The sequence below is a fragment of the Desulfofustis glycolicus DSM 9705 genome, from assembly GCF_900130015.1.
In the GTDB taxonomy this organism is placed as follows: Bacteria; Desulfobacterota; Desulfobulbia; order Desulfobulbales; family Desulfocapsaceae; genus Desulfofustis; species Desulfofustis glycolicus.
On the sequence record NZ_FQXS01000032.1, the window covers coordinates 1 to 23,890 of the forward strand.

At 58.9% G+C, this 23,890-nt stretch carries 23 protein-coding genes; 10 read left to right on the forward strand and 13 right to left on the reverse strand.

Annotation, left to right across the window (positions count from 1 at the left end; all coding sequences use genetic code 11):
- The 4 genes from BUC26_RS18980 to BUC26_RS18995 form a co-directional block, all read right to left on the reverse strand.
- A partial coding sequence (locus BUC26_RS18980) for a transposase family protein (RefSeq protein ID WP_143166075.1) occupies nt 1-283 on the reverse strand: 283 nt, incomplete at its 3' end.
- 42 nt (nt 284-325) lie between these two features.
- On the reverse strand, nt 326-1,426 hold the full coding sequence (locus BUC26_RS18985; protein WP_073378634.1) for a histidine kinase dimerization/phospho-acceptor domain-containing protein: 1,101 nt from the start codon (nt 1,424-1,426) through the stop codon (nt 326-328).
- Complete coding sequence (locus tag BUC26_RS18990; protein ID WP_073378636.1) at nt 1,426-1,899, reverse strand: hypothetical protein; 474 nt, start codon at nt 1,897-1,899, stop codon at nt 1,426-1,428. The genes BUC26_RS18985 and BUC26_RS18990 overlap by 1 nt, the downstream gene beginning before the upstream one ends.
- A gap of 451 nt (nt 1,900-2,350) precedes the next feature.
- Nucleotides 2,351-3,805, reverse strand: a complete 1,455-nt coding sequence (locus BUC26_RS18995; protein ID WP_073378638.1) for a sigma-54-dependent transcriptional regulator — start codon at nt 3,803-3,805, stop codon at nt 2,351-2,353.
- A gap of 373 nt (nt 3,806-4,178) precedes the next feature.
- On the opposite strand from BUC26_RS18995, the gene BUC26_RS19000 reads away from it, so the two are divergent.
- The 3 genes from BUC26_RS19000 to BUC26_RS19010 all read left to right on the forward strand — a co-directional run bounded on the left by BUC26_RS19000 (nt 4,179) and on the right by BUC26_RS19010 (nt 7,282).
- Nucleotides 4,179-5,024, forward strand: a complete 846-nt coding sequence (locus BUC26_RS19000) for an HDOD domain-containing protein (protein WP_161949885.1) — start codon at nt 4,179-4,181, stop codon at nt 5,022-5,024.
- A 223-nt stretch (nt 5,025-5,247) separates the two neighbouring features.
- Nucleotides 5,248-6,669, forward strand: coding sequence for an MFS transporter (locus BUC26_RS19005; protein ID WP_073378642.1), 1,422 nt, complete (start codon nt 5,248-5,250; stop codon nt 6,667-6,669).
- Nucleotides 6,670-6,850: 181 nt separating this feature from the next.
- Complete coding sequence (locus tag BUC26_RS19010; protein WP_073378644.1) at nt 6,851-7,282, forward strand: YqaA family protein; 432 nt, start codon at nt 6,851-6,853, stop codon at nt 7,280-7,282.
- A 61-nt stretch (nt 7,283-7,343) separates the two neighbouring features.
- On the opposite strand, the gene BUC26_RS19015 is transcribed toward BUC26_RS19010, so the two are convergent.
- Together BUC26_RS19015 and BUC26_RS19020 are read right to left on the reverse strand one after the other, a co-directional pair.
- The gene (locus tag BUC26_RS19015; protein ID WP_073378646.1) at nt 7,344-11,024 is read right to left on the reverse strand and encodes an AAA family ATPase; all 3,681 of its coding nucleotides are present in this window, start codon (nt 11,022-11,024) and stop codon (nt 7,344-7,346) included.
- Complete coding sequence (locus BUC26_RS19020; RefSeq protein WP_073378714.1) at nt 11,024-12,277, reverse strand: exonuclease SbcCD subunit D C-terminal domain-containing protein; 1,254 nt, start codon at nt 12,275-12,277, stop codon at nt 11,024-11,026. Before BUC26_RS19020 ends, BUC26_RS19015 begins: the two co-directional genes overlap by 1 nt.
- 288 nt (nt 12,278-12,565) lie before the next feature.
- On the opposite strand from BUC26_RS19020, the gene BUC26_RS19025 reads away from it, so the two are divergent.
- Nucleotides 12,566-13,063, forward strand: coding sequence for a YkgJ family cysteine cluster protein (locus BUC26_RS19025; RefSeq protein ID WP_161949886.1), 498 nt, complete (start codon nt 12,566-12,568; stop codon nt 13,061-13,063).
- 141 nt (nt 13,064-13,204) lie between these two features.
- Here the strand turns inward: BUC26_RS19025 and BUC26_RS19030 are convergent, their stop codons facing one another.
- The 7 genes from BUC26_RS19030 to BUC26_RS19060 all read right to left on the reverse strand — a co-directional run bounded on the left by BUC26_RS19030 (nt 13,205) and on the right by BUC26_RS19060 (nt 18,490).
- The gene (locus tag BUC26_RS19030; protein WP_073378648.1) at nt 13,205-13,894 is read right to left on the reverse strand and encodes a transglutaminase-like domain-containing protein; all 690 of its coding nucleotides are present in this window, start codon (nt 13,892-13,894) and stop codon (nt 13,205-13,207) included.
- Complete coding sequence (locus BUC26_RS19035; protein WP_073378650.1) at nt 13,881-14,147, reverse strand: VF530 family protein; 267 nt, start codon at nt 14,145-14,147, stop codon at nt 13,881-13,883. Before BUC26_RS19035 ends, BUC26_RS19030 begins: the two co-directional genes overlap by 14 nt.
- 82 nt (nt 14,148-14,229) lie before the next feature.
- Nucleotides 14,230-14,847: a PqiC family protein gene (locus tag BUC26_RS19040; protein WP_073378652.1), complete on the reverse strand. Its 618-nt coding sequence runs from the start codon at nt 14,845-14,847 to the stop codon at nt 14,230-14,232.
- A complete protein-coding gene (locus BUC26_RS19045) occupies nt 14,844-15,839 on the reverse strand; it encodes an MlaD family protein (RefSeq protein WP_073378654.1) in 996 nt (331 codons plus the stop codon). The genes BUC26_RS19040 and BUC26_RS19045 overlap by 4 nt, the downstream gene beginning before the upstream one ends.
- On the reverse strand, nt 15,839-16,630 hold the full coding sequence (locus tag BUC26_RS19050) for an ABC transporter ATP-binding protein (protein WP_073378717.1): 792 nt from the start codon (nt 16,628-16,630) through the stop codon (nt 15,839-15,841). The genes BUC26_RS19045 and BUC26_RS19050 overlap by 1 nt, the downstream gene beginning before the upstream one ends.
- A gap of 24 nt (nt 16,631-16,654) precedes the next feature.
- Complete coding sequence (locus BUC26_RS24235; RefSeq protein WP_084540773.1) at nt 16,655-17,842, reverse strand: ABC transporter permease; 1,188 nt, start codon at nt 17,840-17,842, stop codon at nt 16,655-16,657.
- Nucleotides 17,843-17,926: 84 nt separating this feature from the next.
- Nucleotides 17,927-18,490, reverse strand: coding sequence for a class I SAM-dependent methyltransferase (locus BUC26_RS19060; protein ID WP_073378656.1), 564 nt, complete (start codon nt 18,488-18,490; stop codon nt 17,927-17,929).
- Between the two features lie 756 nt (nt 18,491-19,246).
- On the opposite strand from BUC26_RS19060, the gene BUC26_RS19065 reads away from it, so the two are divergent.
- The 6 genes from BUC26_RS19065 to rsxE are packed head-to-tail and all read left to right on the forward strand — an operon-like array spanning nt 19,247 to nt 23,879.
- The gene (locus tag BUC26_RS19065; protein ID WP_073378658.1) at nt 19,247-19,723 is read left to right on the forward strand and encodes a hypothetical protein; all 477 of its coding nucleotides are present in this window, start codon (nt 19,247-19,249) and stop codon (nt 19,721-19,723) included.
- Complete coding sequence (locus tag BUC26_RS19070) at nt 19,713-20,345, forward strand: cytochrome c3 family protein (protein ID WP_073378660.1); 633 nt, start codon at nt 19,713-19,715, stop codon at nt 20,343-20,345. The genes BUC26_RS19065 and BUC26_RS19070 overlap by 11 nt, the downstream gene beginning before the upstream one ends.
- 10 nt (nt 20,346-20,355) lie before the next feature.
- On the forward strand, nt 20,356-21,675 hold the full coding sequence (locus BUC26_RS19075) for a 4Fe-4S dicluster domain-containing protein (protein ID WP_161949887.1): 1,320 nt from the start codon (nt 20,356-20,358) through the stop codon (nt 21,673-21,675).
- Nucleotides 21,672-22,667 carry an RnfABCDGE type electron transport complex subunit D gene (locus tag BUC26_RS19080; RefSeq protein WP_073378663.1) on the forward strand — a complete coding sequence of 332 codons (996 nt, stop codon included), beginning with the start codon at nt 21,672-21,674 and terminating at the stop codon, nt 22,665-22,667. Before BUC26_RS19075 ends, BUC26_RS19080 begins: the two co-directional genes overlap by 4 nt.
- Complete coding sequence (locus tag BUC26_RS19085; protein ID WP_073378665.1) at nt 22,660-23,259, forward strand: RnfABCDGE type electron transport complex subunit G; 600 nt, start codon at nt 22,660-22,662, stop codon at nt 23,257-23,259. The genes BUC26_RS19080 and BUC26_RS19085 overlap by 8 nt, the downstream gene beginning before the upstream one ends.
- Nucleotides 23,256-23,879: an electron transport complex subunit RsxE gene (gene rsxE, locus BUC26_RS19090; RefSeq protein ID WP_073378674.1), complete on the forward strand. Its 624-nt coding sequence runs from the start codon at nt 23,256-23,258 to the stop codon at nt 23,877-23,879. The genes BUC26_RS19085 and rsxE overlap by 4 nt, the downstream gene beginning before the upstream one ends.
- Nucleotides 23,880-23,890: the final 11 nt, after the last annotated feature.

The following is a 23,890-nucleotide window of genomic DNA, read 5'->3' on the forward strand; positions in this document are numbered from 1 at the left end:
CGGTGATTCTTTTAACCCCATGGTCGTTGCACTTGATTCGTGGCACGTCGGCAGTGATATAGCAATGGTGCTGGAAGAAGTTGAGATGCCGCCAGGTCATTTCCTTGAAGTCATGGGCCTTACACAGCTCTCCGCACTCAGGACAAGGGAAACTGCTTCCCCGTGGAGCGGACAGGGTGATCCGCAGTTCGTGGGGCGTGCACTCGGTGTTCAGAGATTGGCCGGTGATTTCCCAGGGTCTCTCTAATCCAAGTCCTAATGCTATGATATCGTTGCCATTCATACGTTTCTCCTCGCTATTTCGTGTGGATTTGATCTTATGATATCAAATCCACACGAAATGACGAGGAGCCTCTATTTCGTCCCGGGTACTGCCTGACTGCCGTGAAAATTTCAACAGATCGGCAACGATCTTGCGACTCGCCTTTGTCTGTCGCTCGATGGTCTGCAAGCTTTCATACTGCTCGCTTCCCTCCTCGAAATCATCCATCAGCAATTGCGCATAGCCGAGGATAATGCCGAGCGGCGTGTTGATCTCGTGGGCGACGCCGGCGGCCATCTGGCCGACTGAGGCCATTTTTTCACTCGATGCCAGCTGTTCGAGCATGATCTTGACCTTGGTCAGGTCCTTGGCGATTGCTTCCGACCCCTGGAGTTCACCGTTTTCGCCGACAAGTACCGTGGCTGACAGTAACACCGAAATGACCGAGCCGTCTTGTCGTACCATTTCCACGTCGAGATCCTTGATATAGCCGTCGCGCTGGAGCAGGTCGTTATAGGTGGTGACCATGCCGGCATCGGCAAACAGACCTGTCAGGTGGAGGTGAACGCCATCGGCACGTTCGTAACCGAGCATCTCAAAACCGGAGTCATTCATGTCGACAAGGTGGCCGTCCGCATCGCAGAAAAAAACCATGTCTTTGGAGGCTGAAAAAAGATGACGGAACTTTCGCTCCGACCGGGACAGTTCCTCGGTCCGTTCCTCCACCTTTTCTTCCAGATTCTGGTTGAGATCGCGTAGCTGACTGGCTGCGGCGGCCAGGTCGCTGTTGACATCTTTGAGCTTGCCGGCCTCCTGCTCGAGGGCCTCATAGGCCTGCACCCCCTTATGATAAAAGATCATCACCGCCGCAACCGAGATCATGAACAGGGTATTGAACGCTCCGGAATACGGAGAGATCGCCTGCCAGATATCAGTTTGTCCGCCGATCAGCAGGAATTGCTTGACCAGGTGGCCGACAGCCCGAGAAATCGTGAACGCGGCAATGGCAAAGGTCACGTAGAAAAGATATCCCCAAACAAAGTTATCCGGATTCTTTCGCGACAGTAGCTTGGCATAGCGCAGCGCCAAAAAGGAAAAAACGATATTGGCGGCCGAACCGATGATATCGAGCAGGATAGCCGGCAACAGGGATAAGCCTTCCATCAGCCCGCCTCCTTACCGGCCGCGTTCTGCGAATGGTAGAACGAGCGCATGGCCAACAACAAGAAGAGCAGGGCCGGCGTAATCAGCAGATGATCAAGGGCCGTCAGGTAATAGAGCCAACGCCCCGCGGTGATCGGGGCAAGCAACTCGGATGACAGGTATCCCGCCGAGGCGGTAACGGCACTTTCCGGCAAGGCCATTTGCGCCAGGTGACCGATAAAGGCCAACGCATTCCAACCGATCATCAGCCAGCAGAACCATTGCAGGTATCCCCAGCCGAGACCACTGAAACCACTGCGCCGGACATCCCAGATCAGATACCCCAAGGCCCCGATATATTGGACATGGGCCAACTGATGCACCACGATTCCTTCCGATCCGCCGTGGGTTTGCAGCGCCGCCGCTTCTCCACACGACAACAGCACCAGAACAAAAGGACTCAGCGCAAGCGATGCAGCGATAATTCGTCTCATGTTACCATCCGATGAAGGTGCTCGGCACCGCCGGTATAGTGTGACCCCCTCGTGATCCGGGTTGCGTTCACACATACACCGATGACACTCGGGCTTTAATTGCAGATTCCGTACCAGATCAATCCATTCGTTGTTTTTAGTTTCAGGACCGAGGCGAACGGTTCGGCTGACCGCCCAGGACCTGGAAAATCCCTGCTTCACCGCTGTCCGAGGGGCACATTGGCCGGCTACCAGCCAAGGAAAAAGAAGGAGCCTCCGGTTTTCAGAAAGCCTTTCTTTATTATACGACTTTTCAGGGAAATTGAAAAAAATGATAGATATACGACGCTGTTACAGCGCAACACATTCGCTGCATGTGCGTCACATCTGTTGCAGGTCCGCCGGAGGTCAGGTGTGCCTGGCAGGACGACCCAACCGACCGAGCCAGGAGCCCGGAAGAGACAAGAGCGGTCTACTGCGCGACGCCGTCGCGGAGATCACTGATGTCGATCTGATAACGACGCAGGAGCCGCTGCACTGCCTGCCGTTCCATGCCGCAGGCAGTGGCGGCCTGGCTGATATTTCCCCGTGCTTGGGCTATCGCTTCCCGAAGGTATGCTTTTGAGAACTCTTTGAGGACGATTTCTTTGGCGTCACCATAGGTCAAAGACTGGAGTCGATCGAAAACATCCGGCACCGGACCTCCTGCGTGCGGTTCGGAGAGCGGTTGGCCAAGCATCAGATCCTGCCGGCTCAAGCACTGGCCGCTGCCGAGCAGCACGGCCCGGTTGATGGTATTCTGCAGTTCCCGAATATTGCCGCGCCACGGTCGCTGCAACAATGTCTGGATGGCGTCTTCCCCTAATTCCAAACCCGGACGCTCGTATTCCAAGCGGTATTTATTGAAAAAATAATGGATCAGCAGGGGAAGATCACTGCGAATTTCCTCAAGACTCGGCATGGTTACCGTTACCACATTGAGACGGTAGAACAGGTCTTCCCGGAACTCACCACGGCCGATTTTCGCCTCGATGTCCTGGTTGGTCGAGGCGATTACCCGAACATCAACGGGATAACTCCGGTTCTGACCAAGTGGCTGAATCTCTTTTTCCTGGAGCACCCGCAGTAATTTGGTCTGGATGGAAACAGGAATGTCGGCAATTTCATCGAGCAGCAGGGTGGAGTGATCGGCTTCGAGGAACAGCCCCGTTCTATCACGATCCGCACCGGTAAATGCGCCTTTGCGATAGCCGAACAACTCACTCTCGAGAATCTGCTCCGGCATGGCCGGGCAGTTCACCGTCACCATCGGCCGCTCGGCTCGGCCGGACAGGGCATGCAGCGCACGGGCCGCCAATTCCTTGCCGGTCCCGGATTCACCGCGAATCAACACGGTCATGTTGCTCGGTGCAAGTCGACGCAGCAGGTCGTGCACCTGAAGGAGACGCGGTGATCGACCGACAAACCCGTAGAACATCCCTTCCTCGGAAAGCTGCCGACTCAACGCTTCGAACTGCCGCTTCTGGCGGAGCAGTTCTGTTCGCTCCATAGCCCGGGTGACCGCATGGATGATCTGGTTGTTGTCAAACGGCTTTTCAAAAAAATCGTAGGCCCCGTTTTTCAAGGTTTGTACCGCCATCTCCACGGTCCCATAACCAGTCATGATAATGGTCGTGACAGTCGGGTCGATCTCGCCAACCCGGCGGAAAAATTCGACCCCGTCCATCCCGGGCATCTTCACGTCGGTAATGATGACATCGGGCCGCCAGAAGGCGACGATCTCCAGACCGAGATCGCCCGATTCCGCCTGCCGGACATCATAGCTGCACTTTTTGGTCAGCAACCTGGCCAGCAACCCTCGCATATCAGGTTCATCATCTACTACCAACACCCGTTTGCCGGGATGTTGCTGAGCTTTCTCCGTCATTTCCATCTCCTGCTGGCGACATGGTTTATACCGCTCCCGCGAACGATTACGGCAAAACTACGGGTCTTGACCATCCGCTGCCTTCATCCGGCAGCGTCTCCCATACACTCTTTCCTATAGCGCATTTCCACGGCGGTGCAACATATTTGATGCACCGCCGTGTCCTTGCCCAACGATTGGCGAGGCAAACGGATGAGTCATCTATTCGCCGGCACGCATTACAATCCGGTCGCGCTTTCACTTGCCTTTACCGATCTCGTATCATAAACTCTGAGCAGAAACTGAACTCTCCATCATGACGATTCGCCAAAAAACTGCCATGCCGACGCGAAGAGAAGTTTTTCAGACCCTGCAAAACAGCCACCAACTGCCAATGCCTTCACAGACCGCGCTCCAGGTGATGCGTCTGTGTCAGAGCGATGCGGCGTCGCTGGAGGACATCGCCCACGTCGTTCAGGCCGACCCGGCATTATCGGCCGAAGTGTTGAAATACGCCAATTCAGCCTTTCTGGCAACCGGTGTCCAGGTCGCCTCGATTCAACGCGCTGCCGTGAAACTCGGCATGAAGACCATTTCCCATCTGGCCCTCTGTTTTTCACTGGTGGCTGCCAACAGGAAGGGCTCTTGCCGAGCCTTCGACTACGAACGCTTTTGGTCGACCTCACTGGCCCGGGCAATAGCCGGGAAAACGCTGGCGAGCCATGTCAAAGGAAGCGACCCGGACGAACTGTTCACCTGCGCTCTGCTCTCGCACATGGGCGAGTTGGTCCTGGCCAGCGTGTTTCCGGATGAATATGAGATTATCCTCGCAGAAGATGCGTCCTGTGAAACAAGAAAGACCATGGAGAGGATGCGCTTTGCTATCGACAGCGCCGAGTTGACCGCGGAACTCTTTCTGGATTGGGGACTTCCCGCCACGTATGCGTTGGCTGCCGGTTTTCACGAAGAATTGGACACCAGCGAATTGGGAGAATCGACCACCAGGAACGTGGCCGAACTGCTCAATCTTTGCTGCCGTCTTGCCGCACTCTGTTCCGGCGACCGGCCGGCGGCTCCGTGGTTCGAAGCCACCGAAAAACTGGCGCAGTCGGTAACCGGAAAAGATGATATCTGCCCGATGGTTTTCGACACCGTCGTTGAGCAGTGGCATGAATGGGGAAAAGCGTTTGCCATTGCCACCACCGCCTGCCCGTCCTACGAAGAGGTCAAGGCCGGTTAAACGGATCGGCACGCACTTGAGTTATCCGGCCGGGTATCCCGGCATCATTCCCGCATCGGACATCAGCGCCGCATCCCATAACTCCATTACCGGCTCGGGACGACAGGTTCGGTTAAAAATCTGCTCACCTGCCGGCAAAAGCCTTCCCTTGCCCCCGCCATTGCGCTAGATTCCGGTACTATCGCTCGCGCACCCTTCGAACGATATCAGGAGAAACGCCCCCATGCCTCACCAGCCAGCAACACATACCGCCCTGGAACGCTCGGCCCTGATCGTGGCTACACTGACCTCTTTTGTCGGCCCGTTCATCATTTCTTCGATCAACGTCGCCCTGCCGGCTATCCAGGCCGACCTGCAGATGGATGCCGTGCAATTGAGCTGGGTCGCCACTGCTTATCTGCTGGCGGTTGCCGTCGGCCTGATCCCGGCCGGCAAGATTGCCGACATTCATGGGCGCAAGCGGGTATTTGCCGCCGGCCTGGTTGTCTATACGATTGGATCGACAGCGGCGGCCTTTGCCGGCTCTGCCGCCATCTTAATCACCTTTCGGGTCGTGCAGGGACTCGGCGCGGCGATGTTCATCACCACCGGCATGGCCATCCTGACCTCGGTCTTTCCGCCCGAGCGGCGCGGCCGCGTCATCGGCATCTATGTTGCCGCCGTCTACATCGGCCTGTCGACCGGGCCCTTCATCGGCGGCCTGATGACCCACCATTTCGGCTGGCGCAGCATCTTCCTGCTCATGCTGCCGCTCGGCCTCTTCCTGTTTCTGCTGACCCAACGCTATCTGAAGGGGGAATGGCGCGGCGAACCGAACCAGCAGCTCGACATCCCGGCCTGTCTACTCTACGCGGTGGCTATCCTTTCCCTAGTCTACGGCGCCACCCGTCTGCCGTCGATGATCGGCACCCTGCTGCTGCTGGCCGGTATTCTGTTGCTGGTTGTCTTCATCCGCCACCAACGCGCCGCCCGCTATCCGGTCTTCCATGTCTCCCTGTTTTCCGCGAACAAGACTTTTGCCTTTTCCAGCCTGGCGGCCCTGCTCAACTATTCAGCGACCTTTGCCGTCACCTTCCTGCTCAGCCTCTATCTCCAGTATATCAAGGGGATGACGCCGCAATCGGCAGGACTGATTTTGATGGCCCAGCCGATCATGATGGCGCTGCTCTCCCCTCTGGCCGGCAGACTCTCGGACCGGATCGAACCACGCCTGCTGGCCACCGCCGGCATGATCATCACCGTGGTCGGCGTGACATTATTCACCAGGTTACAGCCGGATACCGGCCTGTACCTGATCGTTGCCAACCTGGTCCTGCTCGGCACCGGGTTCGCGTTGTTCAGCTCACCGAACATGAGCGCTATCATGGGCGCCGTCGAAAAACGTCACTACGGCCTGGCCTCGGGAACGGTGGCCACAATGCGTCTCATCGGCCAGATGCTGAGCATGGCCATGGCCACGGTGGTGCTGGCACTGATCATCGGCCGCCAGGCCATCGGTCCGGAAAACTATGGCTTGTTCCTGCAAAGCATCCATACCGTCTATTTTATCTCCGCCGCACTCTGCCTCTCCGGTGTCTATTTTTCCTGGTTTCGCGGTTCTCTGCACCGATCATCAGGAGATCCCGGCGGAACCGGCAGCACATAAGGGAACCTTGAAAAAATGTCATTCCGTCCAATCTCATCGTTGCACAATCAAATTTTATCCTCGGAATATCATCTATGCCTGCGGTAATATTTTCTTGCGCGCCTCGATCTTGAACGGAATTCAGAATTTTTCAAGCTCCCCATAACCACTCGGATAGTTACCGTCGACGGGCAAGGAGCCTATGACCCCCTACTTGATCCTGTTTTCGTTCTCCTTCCTTGCCGCAACCGTATTGCCGTTCTCTTCCGAGGTGGTTCTCTATGCCCTGATCCGCAGCGACACACCGGCACTACCGCTCATCCTGGCCGCCTCCACCGGCAACACCCTCGGTGCCATAGTAAACTGGGGACTCGGCCGCTATCTGCTGCACTATCGGGATCGGCCCTGGTTTTATTTCAAACAGGAGCAGATCGATCGCGCACAGCGCTGGTTTCAGCACTACGGCATCTGGACTCTGCTGTTTTCCTGGCTGCCGCTCGGCGGTGACGTCCTGACCTTTATCGCCGGCGTGATGCGGGTGAAGTTATGGTTGTTCGTGCTGCTGGTGGGAATCGGGAAATCGGTTCGCTACCTGGCGGTACTCTATCTGGCCCGCTGGCAGTTTCTTCCGTGATCTCGATCTCGTGACTACGCCACGATTAGAGTCCTGCCGGTCAGACTGCAGCGCCTCGCCTTCACCCTGCTTCGCAGCGCCGACACCCCGGACCAACGATCCTGCTTCTCCCACCCGTCCGGGGAATAACCTCGATCCGGGCGGCAATCCGCTCCTTGAGCGCCGGGACGTGCGAGATCACACCGATCAGCTTGCCGTCCTGCTGTAGACTCGCCAGTGTTTCCAACGCCATATCCAACACCTCATCGTCCAGCGTGCCAAATCCTTCATCAAGAAAGAGCGAGTCGACCCGCACCTTGTCGCTGGCCATTTGTGACAGGCCGAGCGCCAGTGCCAGGCTGACGAGAAAGCTCTCGCCACCGGAGAGATTCTTGGTCGAGCGAATCTCGCCGGCCTGATAGTTGTCGATAACGCTCAACTCCAATGGATGCGTACGGTCTCGGATCAGCAGGTAACGATCGGACATCTTCTGCAACTGGCGATTAGCGTGGCCGACCATCAATTCAAAGGTCAACCCCTGGGCGAAATTTCTATATTTTTTGCCGTCGGCCGAACCAATCAGCCCATGCAGCCGGTCCCAGCGCTCCCATTCACGCTGCCGGGCTGCAGCGAGCAGAAGTCGTTGACGCTGGGTTTCTTTCAATCGCGCATCCTCTGCCAGTTGTTGACGAATACCGCCGATCTCTTGCTGAATCGCTTTCTGGGCGGCAACCAGTTCAGCCTGACGCCGGCCAATCTCTTCCCGGGGCTGATCGCTGAGCTGCTTGCTTCGCTCTTTCTCCAGTTGTTCCAGAGTATCGCGTTCTTTGGCCATGAGTCTGGTTTTTTCGTCGGCAAGCGCTTGTGCCTGCCGCGACAGGGCCGCTCGTTGATCTTCGGGCAGACAATTCTCGTTGAAACCGCGCTCATCCGCAAAACCTGCCGCTATCAGCCGATCCCGAAACGCAGCTTCCTGCTGAGACAATCGGCTCTCTCTCTGTGCCAGCGAGCCGGCCAATGATTCGAGGCGGGCTTGCAGCCGGCCGAGTTCCCGGTCGGCCTCATGCTGTTGCTGCCGGGCCGATACCAGCTCTTGATCGGCGGCCTCGAGACCATCGGTCAACCGTTTCTCCTCCTGCTCCGGAGATTTATCGCCGAAGAGCTCCTGCCGCTTCCGGCACAGGGTATCACGATCTGTTTCGAGAAGCTCGAGCCGTCGGTTCAGCGTTTGCCACTCCCGGGCGGCGGCCTCGATCAGTTCGGCGCGGTGCCGGTTTTGCATATCCAGGGCGGCGAGTTCCTGTCCCCGTTGCCGTTGCTCCTGCAGCCGAGCTAGCCAGCGATCCCGTCGTTCGGTCAGCTCGACCTGCACCTGCTCTGCCGAATCAATGGAGACAGTCTCGATGCCAAACAGCCGGACATCGGCTCGCAATGAGTCAAGGAGCCGTTGCAGCTGCCGCTCCAACGCCCCGATCTCGGCAGTAAGGTACTCCAGCTGGCGGCGCGCCGTGTCACTCTGATGAACGGCCGCCTGATAATCAGTCTCACCCGCCGTCACCGCTTCCCTGGCTTGGTCTAAAGCGTCACGCCGGGCGCCACAGGCTTTCTCTATGCCATCGGCCTGTTTGACAAGCACACTCACCTGTTGCACTGCCGCAGCGTTGGCGGCGCGGAGTTGCTTGATGGTCGCGGTCAGATCGTCAGCAGCAGCGTCCAGTTCGACAGCCGCGCCGATTTCATTGATCAGCGCTTCAGCTTCCTTGATTGATTTTTCATGTTCCCGAACGTCGACGGCAAGCTGTTCAAGGTCCTTGCCGACCCGCGCTTGCTCGATCTGGACGCGGGAACGCGCATCGAGTGCCGCTTTGTATTCACTCCTGAGCGCCTCTCGTTTTTCGCGGACTTCATCAGCAGCGGGGGGCTCGCCTTTGGCAAACGGATGCTCCCTGGCACCGCAGAGCGGGCAGGGCTCTCCGTCCTTCAATAGTGGTCGCGCATCGGCAAAATTCTCAATGCGTTTGAGCAGGGACAACCGGTCGTCCAATTGGCGAACCTGCTCCTCCAGGTCCGCCTCTTTGCCGGTCCACTGTTGCAATTGCTCCGCCAGAGCCGCCTGCTCCGCCTTCAGGGCCTGTTGCCGCTGCGCCGAATGCTCGACCGCCTGCCGGTGCACCGTCAAGGATGAGACCGCATCCTCAAGTCTGACCAGCACATTTTTTTGTTCCATCAGGCACGTCAGCTCGTCACGCCAGCCGCTCACGTCCCGACCGGCCAACAAGTCGGTGAGTTCCGTCCGTTTGTCGGCCAACGCCTGCTGTCTGACGTCCCGCTCCCGGCGCGTCGCCGCCAGAGTCTCGGCTTGTGCCTGTCGACGCTCGATAGCGGCATGCAGTGCCTGCTCCGCCTGCTCCGCCTCTTTGCCCGTGTCGATCTGCTGTCGCTGAAGCGTTCGCAGCGTCTCAAACCGTCCGCGAATCTCGCTCAGGCTCTCTACGAGACCTTCATCCACCTTGTTTTCTTCGAGGTACCGTTGCACCTCGGCGAGAAGGCGCTGCGTCGTCTCCTGTCGCGCCGCTCCCTGCTGCTGCTGTTGTCGTAGCGCCGCCACGGTTTGCTCCTTCTCCGCTACGGCCTCAACAGCCGTTTGCAACGCTGTCTCCTTCTCCCTGATGGTCAGGTCCAGTTCTCGAGTGGTGCGGATAACCGGCAGCTCCTGTTGCTGCTCCGCTTTGCGCGCTTCGCACCGTTTACCGGCCGCACTCGCAGCCGCGGTTGTCAACTGGGCGGCCGAGAGGTGCGACGGCAGCGTCTCCCGGCACATCTGCCACTCGTTACGGTCCGCCTCCTGGGCGCCGCGCAGCGACACCAGGGTGGCATACTCTCCCGTCAACTCGAGGGCCGCAACGGCACGGTGAAGCCGCTCCTGCTCGGGGGCGAAGGAGTCGATCCTCTGCTGCAGGTCCTCTTTCTGCTGCCGGATGACGGTGCCGGCATGGACCAATCGTTCGATCTCATCGAGCCAGTTGAGCGTCCGGGTTGCCTCCGCCAACTGGTCACTCAATGCCGTATCCTGCCCGACTTTCTGCTCCAGGCCTGCAACCAGCTGCTGCTCCTGCTCTTTGCTGAGAAGGTTCATCCCGGCCAGTTCCGCCTGCACGGTATCGAGCTTTTTCCGTTCGTCCTGCCGCCGCTCATGGACCCGAATGGAGATACGGCTGTAAATCTCGCTGCCGGTAATTTGCTCGAGAATCGGCGCCCGCTCGTCCGGAGCCGCCTGCAGAAAAGCGGCAAATCCGCCCTGGGCCAGCATCATGGATCGAGTGAAGCGATCGAAATCCATGCCGGTTGCCGTTTCGATCTGTTCAGCAACCCCGCGCATCTTCGTCTCGAAAATGGCGCCCGAATCGGCATCGGCGATTTCGTGGCGGGGTGCCTGCAATTCTCCGTCAGGCCGCCGGCGGGCCCGGTGCTGGCTCCAGTGACAACGATAACGACCGGCCTGGGTGGCAAACGTTACCTCGGCAAAGCACTCGCCGGTCTGGCGGGACATGATTTCATTACCGCTCTTGGTCACTCTGGTGAGACGCGGGGTCCGCCCGTACAAGGCCAGACAGATGGCATCGAGAATAGTCGTCTTGCCGGAACCGGTCGGGCCGACAATGGCAAAGATCCCATCGGCGGTGAAAGACGGGTCGCTCAGATCGATCTCCCATTGCCCGGCCAGGGAGTTGAGGTTCTTGAATCGAACGTGAAGAATTCGCATCACATCTCCCGCTCGTCCCTCTCGGAGTCATCCTCGAGCAGGGAAATCACCGCCTCCCGGTAAGCGTGCCGTAACGATTCCCACTGCTCCCCAGGCACCTCGTTGATTTCAAGACAGCGAGTGAATACCTGGTGGACATCGAGGTCATCAAGTCTCTCTTCGCTGGTGTTCTGTTCCAGAACCCTGGTGAAGAGGCGGCTGTTCTTGATGCGGAGAATTTCCAGATCGGTTCCGGCCACCATCTCGTCCAACCGCTCGCGCAGACCGCCGATAAGCTCTTCCCCGTCATAGACCACCTCCAGCCAGGCTTGCGTCCCGGCCGCCGCCAGTTCTTCTATGGTACCGGCAATGGTCTGCCAGCCCCCGGTCACACGCTCAAGGCGCTGGAAACCCGGTATCGCTATCGTACTGATCAGCGGCGGTTGCAGGGATTCGGCCGGAGTGAAGCGGACCAGGCAGACGCTCTTGTTCTGTCGCGCTTCGCCAAAGCCCATGGGTAGCGGCGAACCGCTGTAGCGCCGCGCTTGACAGCCGCCCACCAGCTGCGGAATATGCAGATGCCCAAGAGCCAGATAATCGAGAACCTCCGGAAAGATCCCGGCCGGGACATGGGCCAGCGAACCGACGTACAGCTCGCGCACGCCGTCTCCATCGATGGTCTGTCCGCCGGCCGTAAACAGGTGGCCCATGCCGATGATGGGAATGGGCAGCCCGAGATCCGCCCGGATCGTTTCGGCACGATCGACGACCACTCGATAGTGCTCCCGGATCCCTTCGACCAACTTCCGTTCCTTGTCGGCAACGCTCTCTCCGGCCTCAACGCTACGGATCATCCGATCACGCAAATAGGGAACGGCACAGACAATAGCCTCCGGCACCCCTTCTTCGGTCGCCAGTACAAGCACTTCCTCTTCCAGACGATCGCCGACCGTGCCAACGACATGGATATTGAGCGCCCGAAGCAACTCCCTGGGAGCTGTCAGAAATGACGGCGAATCATGGTTGCCGGCGATGACCACCACGTGCCGGCAGACAGAGTCCGCCACGCGGCAGAGAAACCGGTAATACAATTGCTGCGCCCGGTTACCCGGCGCACTGGTATCGAAGACATCGCCGGCGACGAGCAGGACATCGACTCCTTCCCGCTCGATGGTTGCGGCGAGCCAGTCGAGAAAGGCCTCGAACTCGGCGAACCGGCTGCGTCCATACAGGGTCCGCCCGATATGCCAATCCGAGGTATGAAGTATTGTCAACCGGTGCCTGTCCATCACCCTCCACCGTTTCCGTAGCCGCCCACTACCGGCATGTTCCTCCACTGTTACTGTCTCGCCCACCGTTCGTCAAGCGACGACCGTTCTTCAAACGGCAGCGACAAGCAAGGTGGTGTGCACAAAATAACTATCTCTTTTCCCTCGACAATAGGGTAGAGTATGCAGCGCTTCCCACCTGCCGAACCGGTGGGCCGCCCGCTTCTTCAGTCTCTGGCGTTGTTGCCGTTTCCGGCCAGCAAGACCGAACAATGACGCTTTATGGAGACTGTTATGCCGTGGCTTCCCTGGCGACAAAGACGGGTACCCCCTGCCCCTGCCGGCCCGGAAACGGCAACCGGTTTGCCGCTCACAGCCCACTCACCGACAGCACTTCCCGAAATCACCCTCGCTCCGATAACAGCAACAGCCTCGGACGGTCTCCGCACCACGCCGGTGTGCAGCCCGTGCCAACGGTGCGGCGCCTGCTGTGCCTTCTATCTCGTTTCTTTTCCCGGTAACGAAGCAACCAACAGCACCGGCAACAACGAACTGTTCGACCTCTCTCTGCCCCACGGCGAGACGAGCCGTTTCATGAAAGGAACGAAGGCCAGGCACCCTCGATGCCTGGCCCTGCTGGGAACAGTCGGCGGCCATGTCACGTGCCGAATATACCAACACCGGCCATCGACCTGTCGCACGTTCCGGCGCTCCTGGGAAAACGATACCGGCAACACCCTGTGCGACCGGGCTCGCGGTGTTTTCGGCCTGGAGCCGTTCTCCCAGTATTAACCTCCCATGCCATGACCGGCGAACGAGCCGGCCGCAGAAAAGATCACCGCGCGCCGGCACACCGCTCCGTCGCGGCTTCGACCTGCCCACCATGCGCGCAACCGCTGGCCGCCGTCCCGGCCCGCCGTCACTCTCGATACGCTATCGGCCGGTTCGCTCCGCTTCCGCTTCGGCATGGAAATCACCTGAAATTCCGGAAAGATTGGCAAACATGGCAGGATAGTGGTGGCGATAGGCGGCAAAGATTTCCTCAAATGGCAGATCACCATAACTGCCATGATCCGCGATATACTGCATGTGCCGCCGGCCCTCCTGGTTGTATTCATGGAATACAGCATCGTGTTCACCGTCAAATTCCAGTGGCTTGACCTGAAACCGCCGGCACAATGAAAGGTTGAAGGCCGGCGTCGCCTTTACCCACCGCCCTTCCAGAAAGAACTCGGTGTAGCCGTGATAGAAAAACAAATCGGTACCCATCGCCTCGCGAAGCCGGGATGTGGACAGATGGTTGCGGACATCGGCAAAACCCAGCCTGCTCGGAATACGCTGTTGTCTACCGACGGCGGCAAGGACCACGGCCTTGGCGACGCAATAGCCTGATCCCTTGCCGATTACCGTGCTCGCACGTAATGCCTCCGGCGAATAGCGAATGTCATAAGGATCATAACGAATCTCGTCGCGCACCGCGTAGTAGAGCCGGATCGCCTTTTCCTTCAGGCTGTCGCCGCCCTGCCACCTGCAGACCCGTTCGGCAAAAGACCGAACTTCAGCTTTATCGAAATCGATAAAGGAAGTGGCTTGGAGATACTGGTCAACATCATCTTGTGCCATTATAATTCCTGTTCTTTTTGCTTGCCGGCCGTTTCGCGCCGATCAACTTGAGATATAAACGTTCAACCTTCGTTCTCGCCCACGGCGTTCGCCGAAGAAACCTGAGGCTTGAAGAAATCGACGGATTTTCGCGGAAGCAGCGGATATGCACTTTTGCAGCCAGACCCTCCCAGCCGAAAGCGGCTTGAAGGTCAGTCACCATTTGCTCAAGCGTTATGCCATGCAGCGGATCCTTGCTCGTCGTTTCTCCCATTGCGTCTTCCCGGTATTACGTTTTTTTGTGCGGCAGCAACGATGCCGCCACCTCGTCGAACAGCTGCCGCACCCGGCCGGCTCTACCGGGGTGCCGTTCTGATATGTTCAACGACCAATCGGCTCAATTCGGCCAGAATCCGGCTCATGGCCGCCGTTATCGCCGGATAGTCGCCGGTTTCAAGCGGCTCGATCAGCGCCAGACCACCGGAGGCGAACGGATTGTTGTCATCTCCTGCAAACAGCAGCCAGACGCCGTTGAAGACCACCTCCTGTGCCGAGGTCGCTTCGAACCGGCTAACGATCAACTGCAACCGCAGATCGTTGCCGACCGGTTCCAGCCATGGCACGACGAGATACTGCTCGGCCGACAACAAGTGCCCGACGTTTTCCACCAGCACCCGGCTCACCTCGTCCCCAAGTGAACCGCCCCAGCGGTTCATTTCCGAACGAACCAATGTGTTGCCCCCGCTCCGGACGGTAATGGCCGGATGGTCCAGATATTTGGCCATCGAAATCGGGCCGATGCCGACAACCGTTCGGGCCTGGACGATGTCGCTGGCCGACCGAGTATCGCCGGTGGCCAGAGAAGACAGGGCGTAGAAGCGGGTCGATGGCGGACTGCCGCAACCTGCCAGCACGACCACCACGAGTATCAGGGCGATAACTCCGGGTAACTCGTTTCTGTTGTTCCTGTTCATTGTTCCCCCTGATCGTCTTTTCCCCAGAACAGCGCTTCCGGGTGACGGCCCAGATACTCAACCAGGATGGCGAGGGATTGGGACGTCTCCGCCAGATTATTGAGGGCGCGCCGCAGTTCGTATTTGGAACGCTCGTCCGACGCCGTGCTGCGGACGGCGGCCAGCGTCTCGTCAAAGCGCCGCAGGGAAAGCCGCGCCTCGGCCAACAGCTGCTGGAAGCTGTCCGCCATCTCGGCCGGCACCCCTTCTTCAAAGGTAAGCATCCGATCACCACGCTCGATAACCGCAGTAGCCGCAGCAAGCACGGACCGTGCATCTGCCGACAGCAGGCCGACCTCGTCATCAATCGTCTTCAGCAGAGTCCGGGCCTCTGTTGCCGCCTGACTCATCACGTGCGGCAGCTCTTGCATCTCGGTGGAGTTGACGAGTTGTTCCAGACCGCCCACCAAGTCGTTGACCCGTTTGATCAGCTGCTGGATCGGCAGATCTTCGATCTTCTGCGCAATCTCTTCAACGGTGGACGGAATCGTCGGGATCTGCGGGTAGTCGGTTACGTTGGCAACCAGACGCGATGGGCGCTCCGGCCGGAAATCGATATCGATCATCAACTGACCGGTGACCAGGCTTTGGGTCTGCAATTGAGCCCGCAGTCCTTTATCCAGCAGATCTCTCTCATAATCGATCGCCTCCGGATCACCCTTCGATATCTGAAACCGTCCCAAATCAACCTCGGCAATCACCGGTACGGTGAATCTCATCTCCTGCAGATTTCCCTGCAGGATGATATCGGTCACCGAACCGATCTTGACCCCGCGAAAGACGACCGGCGCCCCAACGGACAGCCCTTTCACGGAGCCGTCGAAATACATGACGTACTTGACGGTCGGGCGAAACAGCTTACCGGAGCCGAACAGAACCACGCCGGCCAGCGCCAATCCGATCGCACCGAGCACGAACAGGCCGATCATTGCTGTGCTCGCTTTTTTGCTCATCAGCCATCACCTCGCTGTAGCGTTGCCCCACCGGTCGGACGATCGCTCTCGCCCCGGGTGAGAAATCGTCGCACCACGGTCACCTCCGACTCATCGCGCAACCGCTGCGGATCTCCGGAAGCGAGCATGGTCCCGGCTTCACCATCGAGAAAGACCGAGTTGTTGCCGATGGCGAAGATACTGGCCAGCTCATGAGTTACCGCGACCACCGTCGATCCGAGGCTGTCCCGCAGCTCGAGGATCAGATCGTCGAGTTGCCGGGAGGTGATCGGATCAAGCCCGGCCGACGGCTCGTCGAAAAAGAGGATGTCGGGATCCAGGGCCATGGCCCGGGCCAGGCCGGCCCGCTTTTTCATGCCGCCACTGATCTCGCTTGGATAAAATCCTTCAAAACCGGCCAGACCGACAAGGGCCAGCTTGAAAGACACCAGGTCGGCAATCTCGCCGGCAGCCAGATCGGTATACTGCTCGAGCGGCAGCGCCATGTTCTCGGCCAGGGTCATGGAACTCCACAGGGCGCCGCTCTGATAGAGAACCCCGAATCGACGCATGATTCGCTGGCGCTCGTCGGCAGTCAGTACCCAGAAGTCCTCCCCGTCATAAGCGACCCGTCCCGCCGCCGGCCGATGAAGGCCGACGAGATGGCGCAGCAGCGTGCTCTTGCCGCAACCGCTGCCGCCCATGATAATGAAGATATCCCCCCGGTTCACGTTAAACGTCACGTCGCGCTGGATGATCCGCTCACCATAGGCCATGGTCAATCCGGTCACCTCGATGAGTGGCGAACCCATTGGCCGGGTGGTACCGGACATGATTCAAATCCCCAACATATTGCAGGCAACGGTGATCACCGCCGTTGCCACGATAATACTGACAATTCCGGTCACCACCGCCGAGGTGGTAGCGTCGCCGACCGCCGACGCGCTGCGACCGCAGCGCAGACCGCGATGACAGCCGGCCAGGGCGACCAGTACGCCGAACACCGCGCTGTGAAAAATGCCGATCCAGAAATCCTGGAGCCGCACAGCCTTTTTAGTCATCTCCAGATATTCCATAATGTTAAGATCGAGCATCAATACCCCGACCGCCATGCCGCCGACAATACCCATCAGGTCGGCGTAGAGGCAGAGCAGCGGCATCATCACCGCCAGTGCGACGATGCGCGGCAGGACGAGAAATTCCACCGGGTTGATACCGAGGGTGACCAGCGCATCGATCTCCTCGTTGACCTGCATCGTGCCGATCCGGGCGGCAAACGCGGCACCGGTCCGGCCGGCCATGATGATACCGGCCATGATCGCGCCCATGACCCGGACAATGGCAATGCCGACCAGGCTGGCGACATAGATCTGAGCGCCGAACAGAGACAGCTGCACCGCCCCGACAAAGGCCAGGATCAGGCCGACGAGCAGGCTGATCAACGAGACGATCGGCAGCGCCTGAGCACCGCACTCCTGCATGATCACCAGCAGATCGGACCTGCGGCAACGGGCTCGGCCGGTCAAAAACCGACCGCAGGCAACGGTTGCCTCACCGAGAAAGACCGTCATATCAACCAGATGACACCAGACGACAATCCCGCCCCGGCCGATTCGTTCAAGCAGCGTGGTACGTTTCGAATCGCTCGGTCGACCGCCCTGCCCGGCCTCGTTGCCGGCCAGGGCGAGCAGACGCCGCACGCCGGCAGGCAGGCCTGAATCATCAAATATCACGTCCAGCCGATCACAACGCTCCCGCACCCGGGCCAACAACGAGAGCAGACCGCTGTCCCAGCGCTCCAGAGTGTCGGCGACACACACGAGACGTGGAGCCGGGCCGTCGGCAAGTTCCGCCGCGACCTGCTCAACCGTTACCGGCAACCTGCCGGCCAGCCAGTCACCGTCGAGGCACAGTCGCAGCACCCCGTCCGGCCGGCGGACGAGTACCGGGGCAGTGCCCGGCCGACCGTCGCGCCGTGACCATGCACCATCCTCCAATCGTTGGCGACTGTTTCCATCACTCATTGATCGGACACTATGGCTTGTTGAGTTTTGACGGTAACTTCCTGCGACGTGACAACTGAGCAGGGGCAGACAAAGCACCAGCTCTTATTTTTCCGCAACGAGCAGAAAGTGTTTTGCCAACGCTTCATCAACCACACCGTTTCTGAACCCCGCCCGTACAACATCGTCCTTCACCTTCGACGGCAAACACCTGATCTGTGCCGGCGGTCCTTCCGCCATCTCCTGTTTTTTCCAATCGACAATGAGCAGTTTACCGCCGTCCTTGAGCAATCTCCAACATTCCCGGAGCAGTATCGCCGGATCATCCAATTCATGATGGAGGTTGATCATATAGACCAGATCCGCCAGTTGATCAGGCAACGGCACCGCCTGCATCTCCATCTTGACGGGAATAATGCTCGGATAATGCGGACAGACATTCTCCCGCAGCCAATCAAGCATGATTTCAGAGATATCACAGGCATAGAGTCTTTTGGTCAGGGGAACGAAGGGAATACTGAAAAAACCTGTTCCGGCACCGATATCAACCAGCACCTCCGTCGCCTGGAGATCTGCTTTCGCCCACAAGTAGTCGGGCGGCAGATCATGTAACCTCTTCGGGTTGTTGAGTTTATGAAGTTTTTTGGGGTTAAACCGTTTTTCGCTCATACCGTCGTCTTATCTGTTTCGAGAGACATGTTATCGCTCTTTGTTTCTCTTTCTTCTATCATCTCGACACGGTCCTGCAAAGGCCGTTTTGTCCGGGGATACACGAATCACGGCGGGTAACGCGGACATCCTCCAGGAAAACATCCACGGGCGATTTTTTCTCTTTTGCCCTGCCGGCAGGCAACTCCTGCCATGCAATGAGGGGCGCCCTTGAGGCGCCCGGCAGAACCGGAACAACATTTATATGAAAATCATTTCCCTGGGCTAGTCGGTTCTGCCGGAGGCTGCATCGCGTAGGCCCGGCGGGCCGGAGAATCAGGCCCGAAGGGCTGCGGACAGGAGGTCCGCAGCCGGCGGCCAGCCGATCCGGTCACAGCGCAGCAGCCGGAGGCAGGACCGGCCAGCCCTTCCGACCATGACGACGATTTTCATTGTTCTTTGTGCCCCCCCGGCATCATTCTCGAGTGTGCAAGCGACGCGCAGACCGTTACAGAGGTCTCGTCACGGTCCTCTGTGACACTATTCATCAGCCGTATTGATTTGACTTTTTCTTGGCCACAATGTAGTAATTCCTTGTCTTGAGATCTTGGTCATACCAAAGCCTCCCCGCAAGTGATACGTATTGAAACACATGAAGCATGAGCGATTCAAGCAATTACCGCACCGACCAATCGGCCGTTACGCTACCTTACGCTGTCTTTGACCGAACGAGTTCATGATCCCGCCACGATTCCCTTGTTACCCCGGAGCTCCCTGATGAAAAAAAAAGAATCCGACCAGCCCACCAGTTGGGAAGAAGAGGTATGGGAGTCTCCGCCGTTGATGGCGCGTTCCCATATCAAACATGACACGTTTTTGAACTGCTGGTGCCCCCAATGCGGCGTCGGGCTCAATGAGGGCGACAAGGCCGTTTTTGAGATCGTCAACCAGCAGGGACAGGTCGGTATCAGCAGGATTGCCGCCTACCTGAATGTGCTGGAACAGGAAAGCACCCTGCAGATCGACGACGACGAGGAATTGAGCGATGTCAGGTGTCCGCATTGCCATGCCTCTCTGATCGAACCTGGTCGACGCTGTCGGCAGGACGGCTGCAAGATGGCCGCCATTCACGTATCAATCTCCAACTCGCTTCGATTGAAACTCATCAGCTGTACCCGCCAATCATGCCGCTGGTATGAAATGAGCGACGAGGACAACGAACGGCTCATTTTAAGGGATAGTCATGAGTGGTAATCATCAGGATCGCCGAAACTGGACGCGCTCGCTGACGGTCGTTTTCGCCGTGGCGCTGGTGGCAGTCATCGCCGGCTACCTGTTTGACGGTACTGCCGACGGAACAGATCGGGTCTATCTGCAGAACACGGCCGGAGCAGTCCTCTTCGACCATGGGGCACACAGGCAGTATGCCGATTCCTGCGCCGCTTGCCATCATCCCCTTTACTCCGCTGCGCAGACGACGACCTGCGCGGACTGTCATGACGATGATCGGGCAGCGGATGAATTCAGTCACGGCGAACTCAAGGATCTGCACGCCAAAGACTGCAGCCTGTGCCATCAGCAGCAGGCCGAGGACGACCAGGCCGCTTCCTGCCGGCAGTGTCATCCGGCTATCCAGCAGAGCGAAACGAACACGATGGCCTGCGCCACCTGTCACGACGACGATTATTCTCCGGAACTGCTCAGCCATGACGAGTACCTGGAGATCGACGACCATAGTTGTCTGGGCTGTCACGCGCCTCGTTCACTGGCCGATTCCTACCATACAAGCTGTTCAGACTGCCACCTTGACACTGCCCCGGAGAAATTCGCGCAAGCCGACGGCGCGGTGCAGTGCGGTGCTTGCCATTTACGCTGAGAAAAGAATCATGCAAGGACTTTTAAAATTATTCAGCAGCAAACCGGTACTGCCCGCCGTACCCGACTACGATCCGGTGATCCGTCAACTCGACGACCCGGAACAGGTGACGATTCCGCTTGATTACCCGGGCCACATCCACTATCTGCCAACGGTGAAGGTCGGGGATCGTGTTCGCCGGGGGCAAGTCATCGGCCGCTCCCGACTCGGCAACTGCACGCTGGCCAGCATCAGCGGCACGGTCAGGGACATTACCACGGCCTGGACCGCCCAGAGTGTCCACTCGCCGGCCATTGTCATCGACAACGACGGCACTACAGCACCACCCCCGGAGGAAATGTTGGACGGGCCCGTCCCCCTCGGAGATCCGCTTGGTGCGTTGGCACGAATCCGCGAGGCCGGTGTCAATCCGCCCTGGCGACTGTCCGGCCGCGACTACACGGATGGCACGATTGCGAACCTGCCTCGGATCGAGGCGGTCATCGTCACCGGCATTCAGGAAGAGCCGACGATTCTCACCTCCCAGCTCCTGCTCGAGCAACGCGCCGACACGGTAGCCGAAGGCCTGCGACGGACTCGGTTGCTGCTGCCGGATGCGCGCCTCTGGCTGACGGTTCCCGAGCAGCTCTTCGCCTGGGCCGAGACCCGTTTTGCCGAACATGCCGAAATCGTCACCGTACCGGACAAATATGGCGGCCGCATTGAGCGTGAGCTTGTTGCCCGACTGATCGGGCGGCGGATTCCCAACCGGCACAGTTTTATCAGCCACGGTCTGATCGTCCAGGATGTCGAATACCTGGTCGCCATGGTCGAGGCGCTGGACGGCAAATCACCCTTTCTCCAGAAGTGCCTGACGATCAGCGGCCCATCGCTCGATCAGGCGATAACCGTCCGTTTCCCGCTGGGCAGCTCCATGCGGCACATCCTGCACAGCCAGGGGTTCAACATTGAGCAGTTCACCCGACCGGTGGTCGGCGGTCCGATGAAAGGGGGCGCCCAGTATTCGGACCTGACACCGATTACCTACAACAGCGGTCTCTATCTCGTTGCCGAAGATTTTTCTCCGTTCGACCCGATCGCCCCGTGTATTTTCTGTGGTCGTTGCACCCGGGTATGCCCCGCTCGCATCCAGGTACACCTGATCAACCGGATGATCGAATTCGACCAGATCGAATCAACCCACCATCTGCACCCCGAAGCATGTCACGAGTGCGGCTTGTGTGCCTATGTCTGCCCGGCGGAGCGGCCAATCGTGCAGCTCCTGCATTTCTGCAACCACGAAATGACCATCGGTGAGCGCCACGTCTGGAGCGAGGGAGGACAGCAATGAAAGAACTGAAAATGTATCAACCGGCCCGGCCAACCGATGCCGGCATGCTTGACGTCGCCGTCGGGCCGCACTGCCGTATCGGCAACGGCCTGGCCTTGATCCACCAGCGGTGGCTGCTCGCCCTGCTGCCCGCCATGGCCGGCAGTTGCTATCTGTTCGGCCCGGCGGCCCTGCGGGTGTTCGGCCTGTCCGTCTGTTTCGCCATCGCCCTGGATCTTCTTGCCGAGCGGCTGGCTCCCTCGCGCGATCTCACCTCCAACTGGAGCAGCGTCACCCTAGCGCTCATGCTGGCCTTCATGCTTCCGCTCAACGCGCCCTGGTGGCTCATCCTGATGGGCTGTTTCTTCATGGTGGTGGTGGGCAAGAAGCTCTTCGGCGGCGTCGGCGGTTATCCCGCCCAACCGGCGGTTCTCAGCATCGCCATCCTGCAATTGTCCTGGCCCGGCCGCATGGACAACACCGGTGCCCTGAAAGACATGGACTGGCAGGTTGCCCTGGTCGAGCCGCTCCGGCTACTCAAGTCGATCGGCGCCTCCGCCGAATCCCACTACCAGTGGATAGATCTGCTGCTCGGCCGTCAGGTCGCCGGTACGGCCGACGGCATGGTGCTGCTCCTGCTCCTTGGCGGCTTGTTTCTGCTGGTACTGCGCGAGATTCAATGGCAGCTCCCGGCAGGCTTCTTCATCGGCCTGCTGACGACCGCCTCCCTGCTGCACCTGTCCGACCCGGAAGCCTTCGCTTCGCCACTCTTCTATCTGCTCAGCGGCGGCACGGTCTTCATGGCGTTTTTCCTGATCACCGACCACACCACCTCGCCGGTGAACAGGGTTCCCATGTTCTGCTACGGCATCCTGGCCGGTGTTTTGCTGATGCTCATCAGGGGTTACTCGCAGCATGTCGACGGGATCGTCTACGCGGTCCTGCTGGGCAATCTCTGCTCGCCGCTACTGGATATGATCAAGCCTACCGTAAAGGGAGCCGAAGATGTCTGAGATAGTTCGTATGGTCGTCGTTCTTTCGCTGATCGCCGGCATCTGTTCGGCGGTGCTCACTATGGCCAATCAGGGGTTGGGCCCGCGCATCGAACAGCAGACCGACCTCTACGTCCGCGGCCCGGCGCTGGAGAGACTGTTCAACAAACCGGCAACCGAGGTTCTGCCGAACAAAGTCACTATTGAGACCGACGAAGCGACCATCCCGGTCTTTTTCAGCCGCGACGGTGAAACCATTTCGACGCTTGCCATCGAGGCTATCGGTGCGGGCGGCTACGGCGGCGACCTAAAGCTGATGGTCGGTATCGACCTGACGACCGGCCGCCAGATCGGTATAGAGGTGGTCCAGCACAGCGAGACGCCGGGCCTCGGTGCCCGCATCGAGGAAGTAACGTTCCGCAGGCAGTGGCAGGACTTGCCGACCGATGCACCAGTGGCCCTGGCCAGCGACGGCGGCAATATCGACGGTATCAGCGGGGCGACATCGACGTCTCGGGCCGCAGTCAGCGGCACCAATACGGTACTGACGTTTTTACGCAACCATAATGATGACATACTGCAGCAGATCGCTCAGCGAGAGGAGCAGATATGAGTAAGACGCAACACATCGGGGCAACGCTGAAGGCCGGTCTTTGGCAGCGAATCCCGCCGTTTCGCCTGGTTCTCGGCCTGTGCCCGTCTCTGGCGATTACCACGTCGGCGGAAAACGGACTCGGCATGGGGCTGGCACTGGCATTCGTCGTCACCCTGTCCAACGGCATTATCTCCAGCCTGAGAAACGTCATCCCCGGCAAGGTGCGTATCGCTTCCTACATCGTCATTATCGCAACGCTCGTATCCATTGTCGAAATCGTCATGAAGGCCTTCTTTTTCCCGCTTTCCGAACAGCTCGGCATCTACATCCCGCTGATCGTCGTCAACTGTATCGTCCTCGGCCGGGCCGAAGGTTTTGCCTCCAAAAATCCGCCGCTCATCTCGATGGCGGACGGCATCAGCATCGGCGTCGGTTATACCCTGTCGCTGACCTTGATCGGCTCGATCCGGGAGTTGCTGGGGAGCGGTTCATGGTTCGGCCTGCGCGTTTTCGGCGAGTCCTTCGAACCGCTCGCCTTCCTGATACTGGCGCCGGGTGCCTTTATCACCATCGGCATCCTGCTCGGGCTGCAGAATCTCTTCTCCCGCTGGCGCGGTGAGAAATTCATCCAGAGTTAGGGGAGACGTTC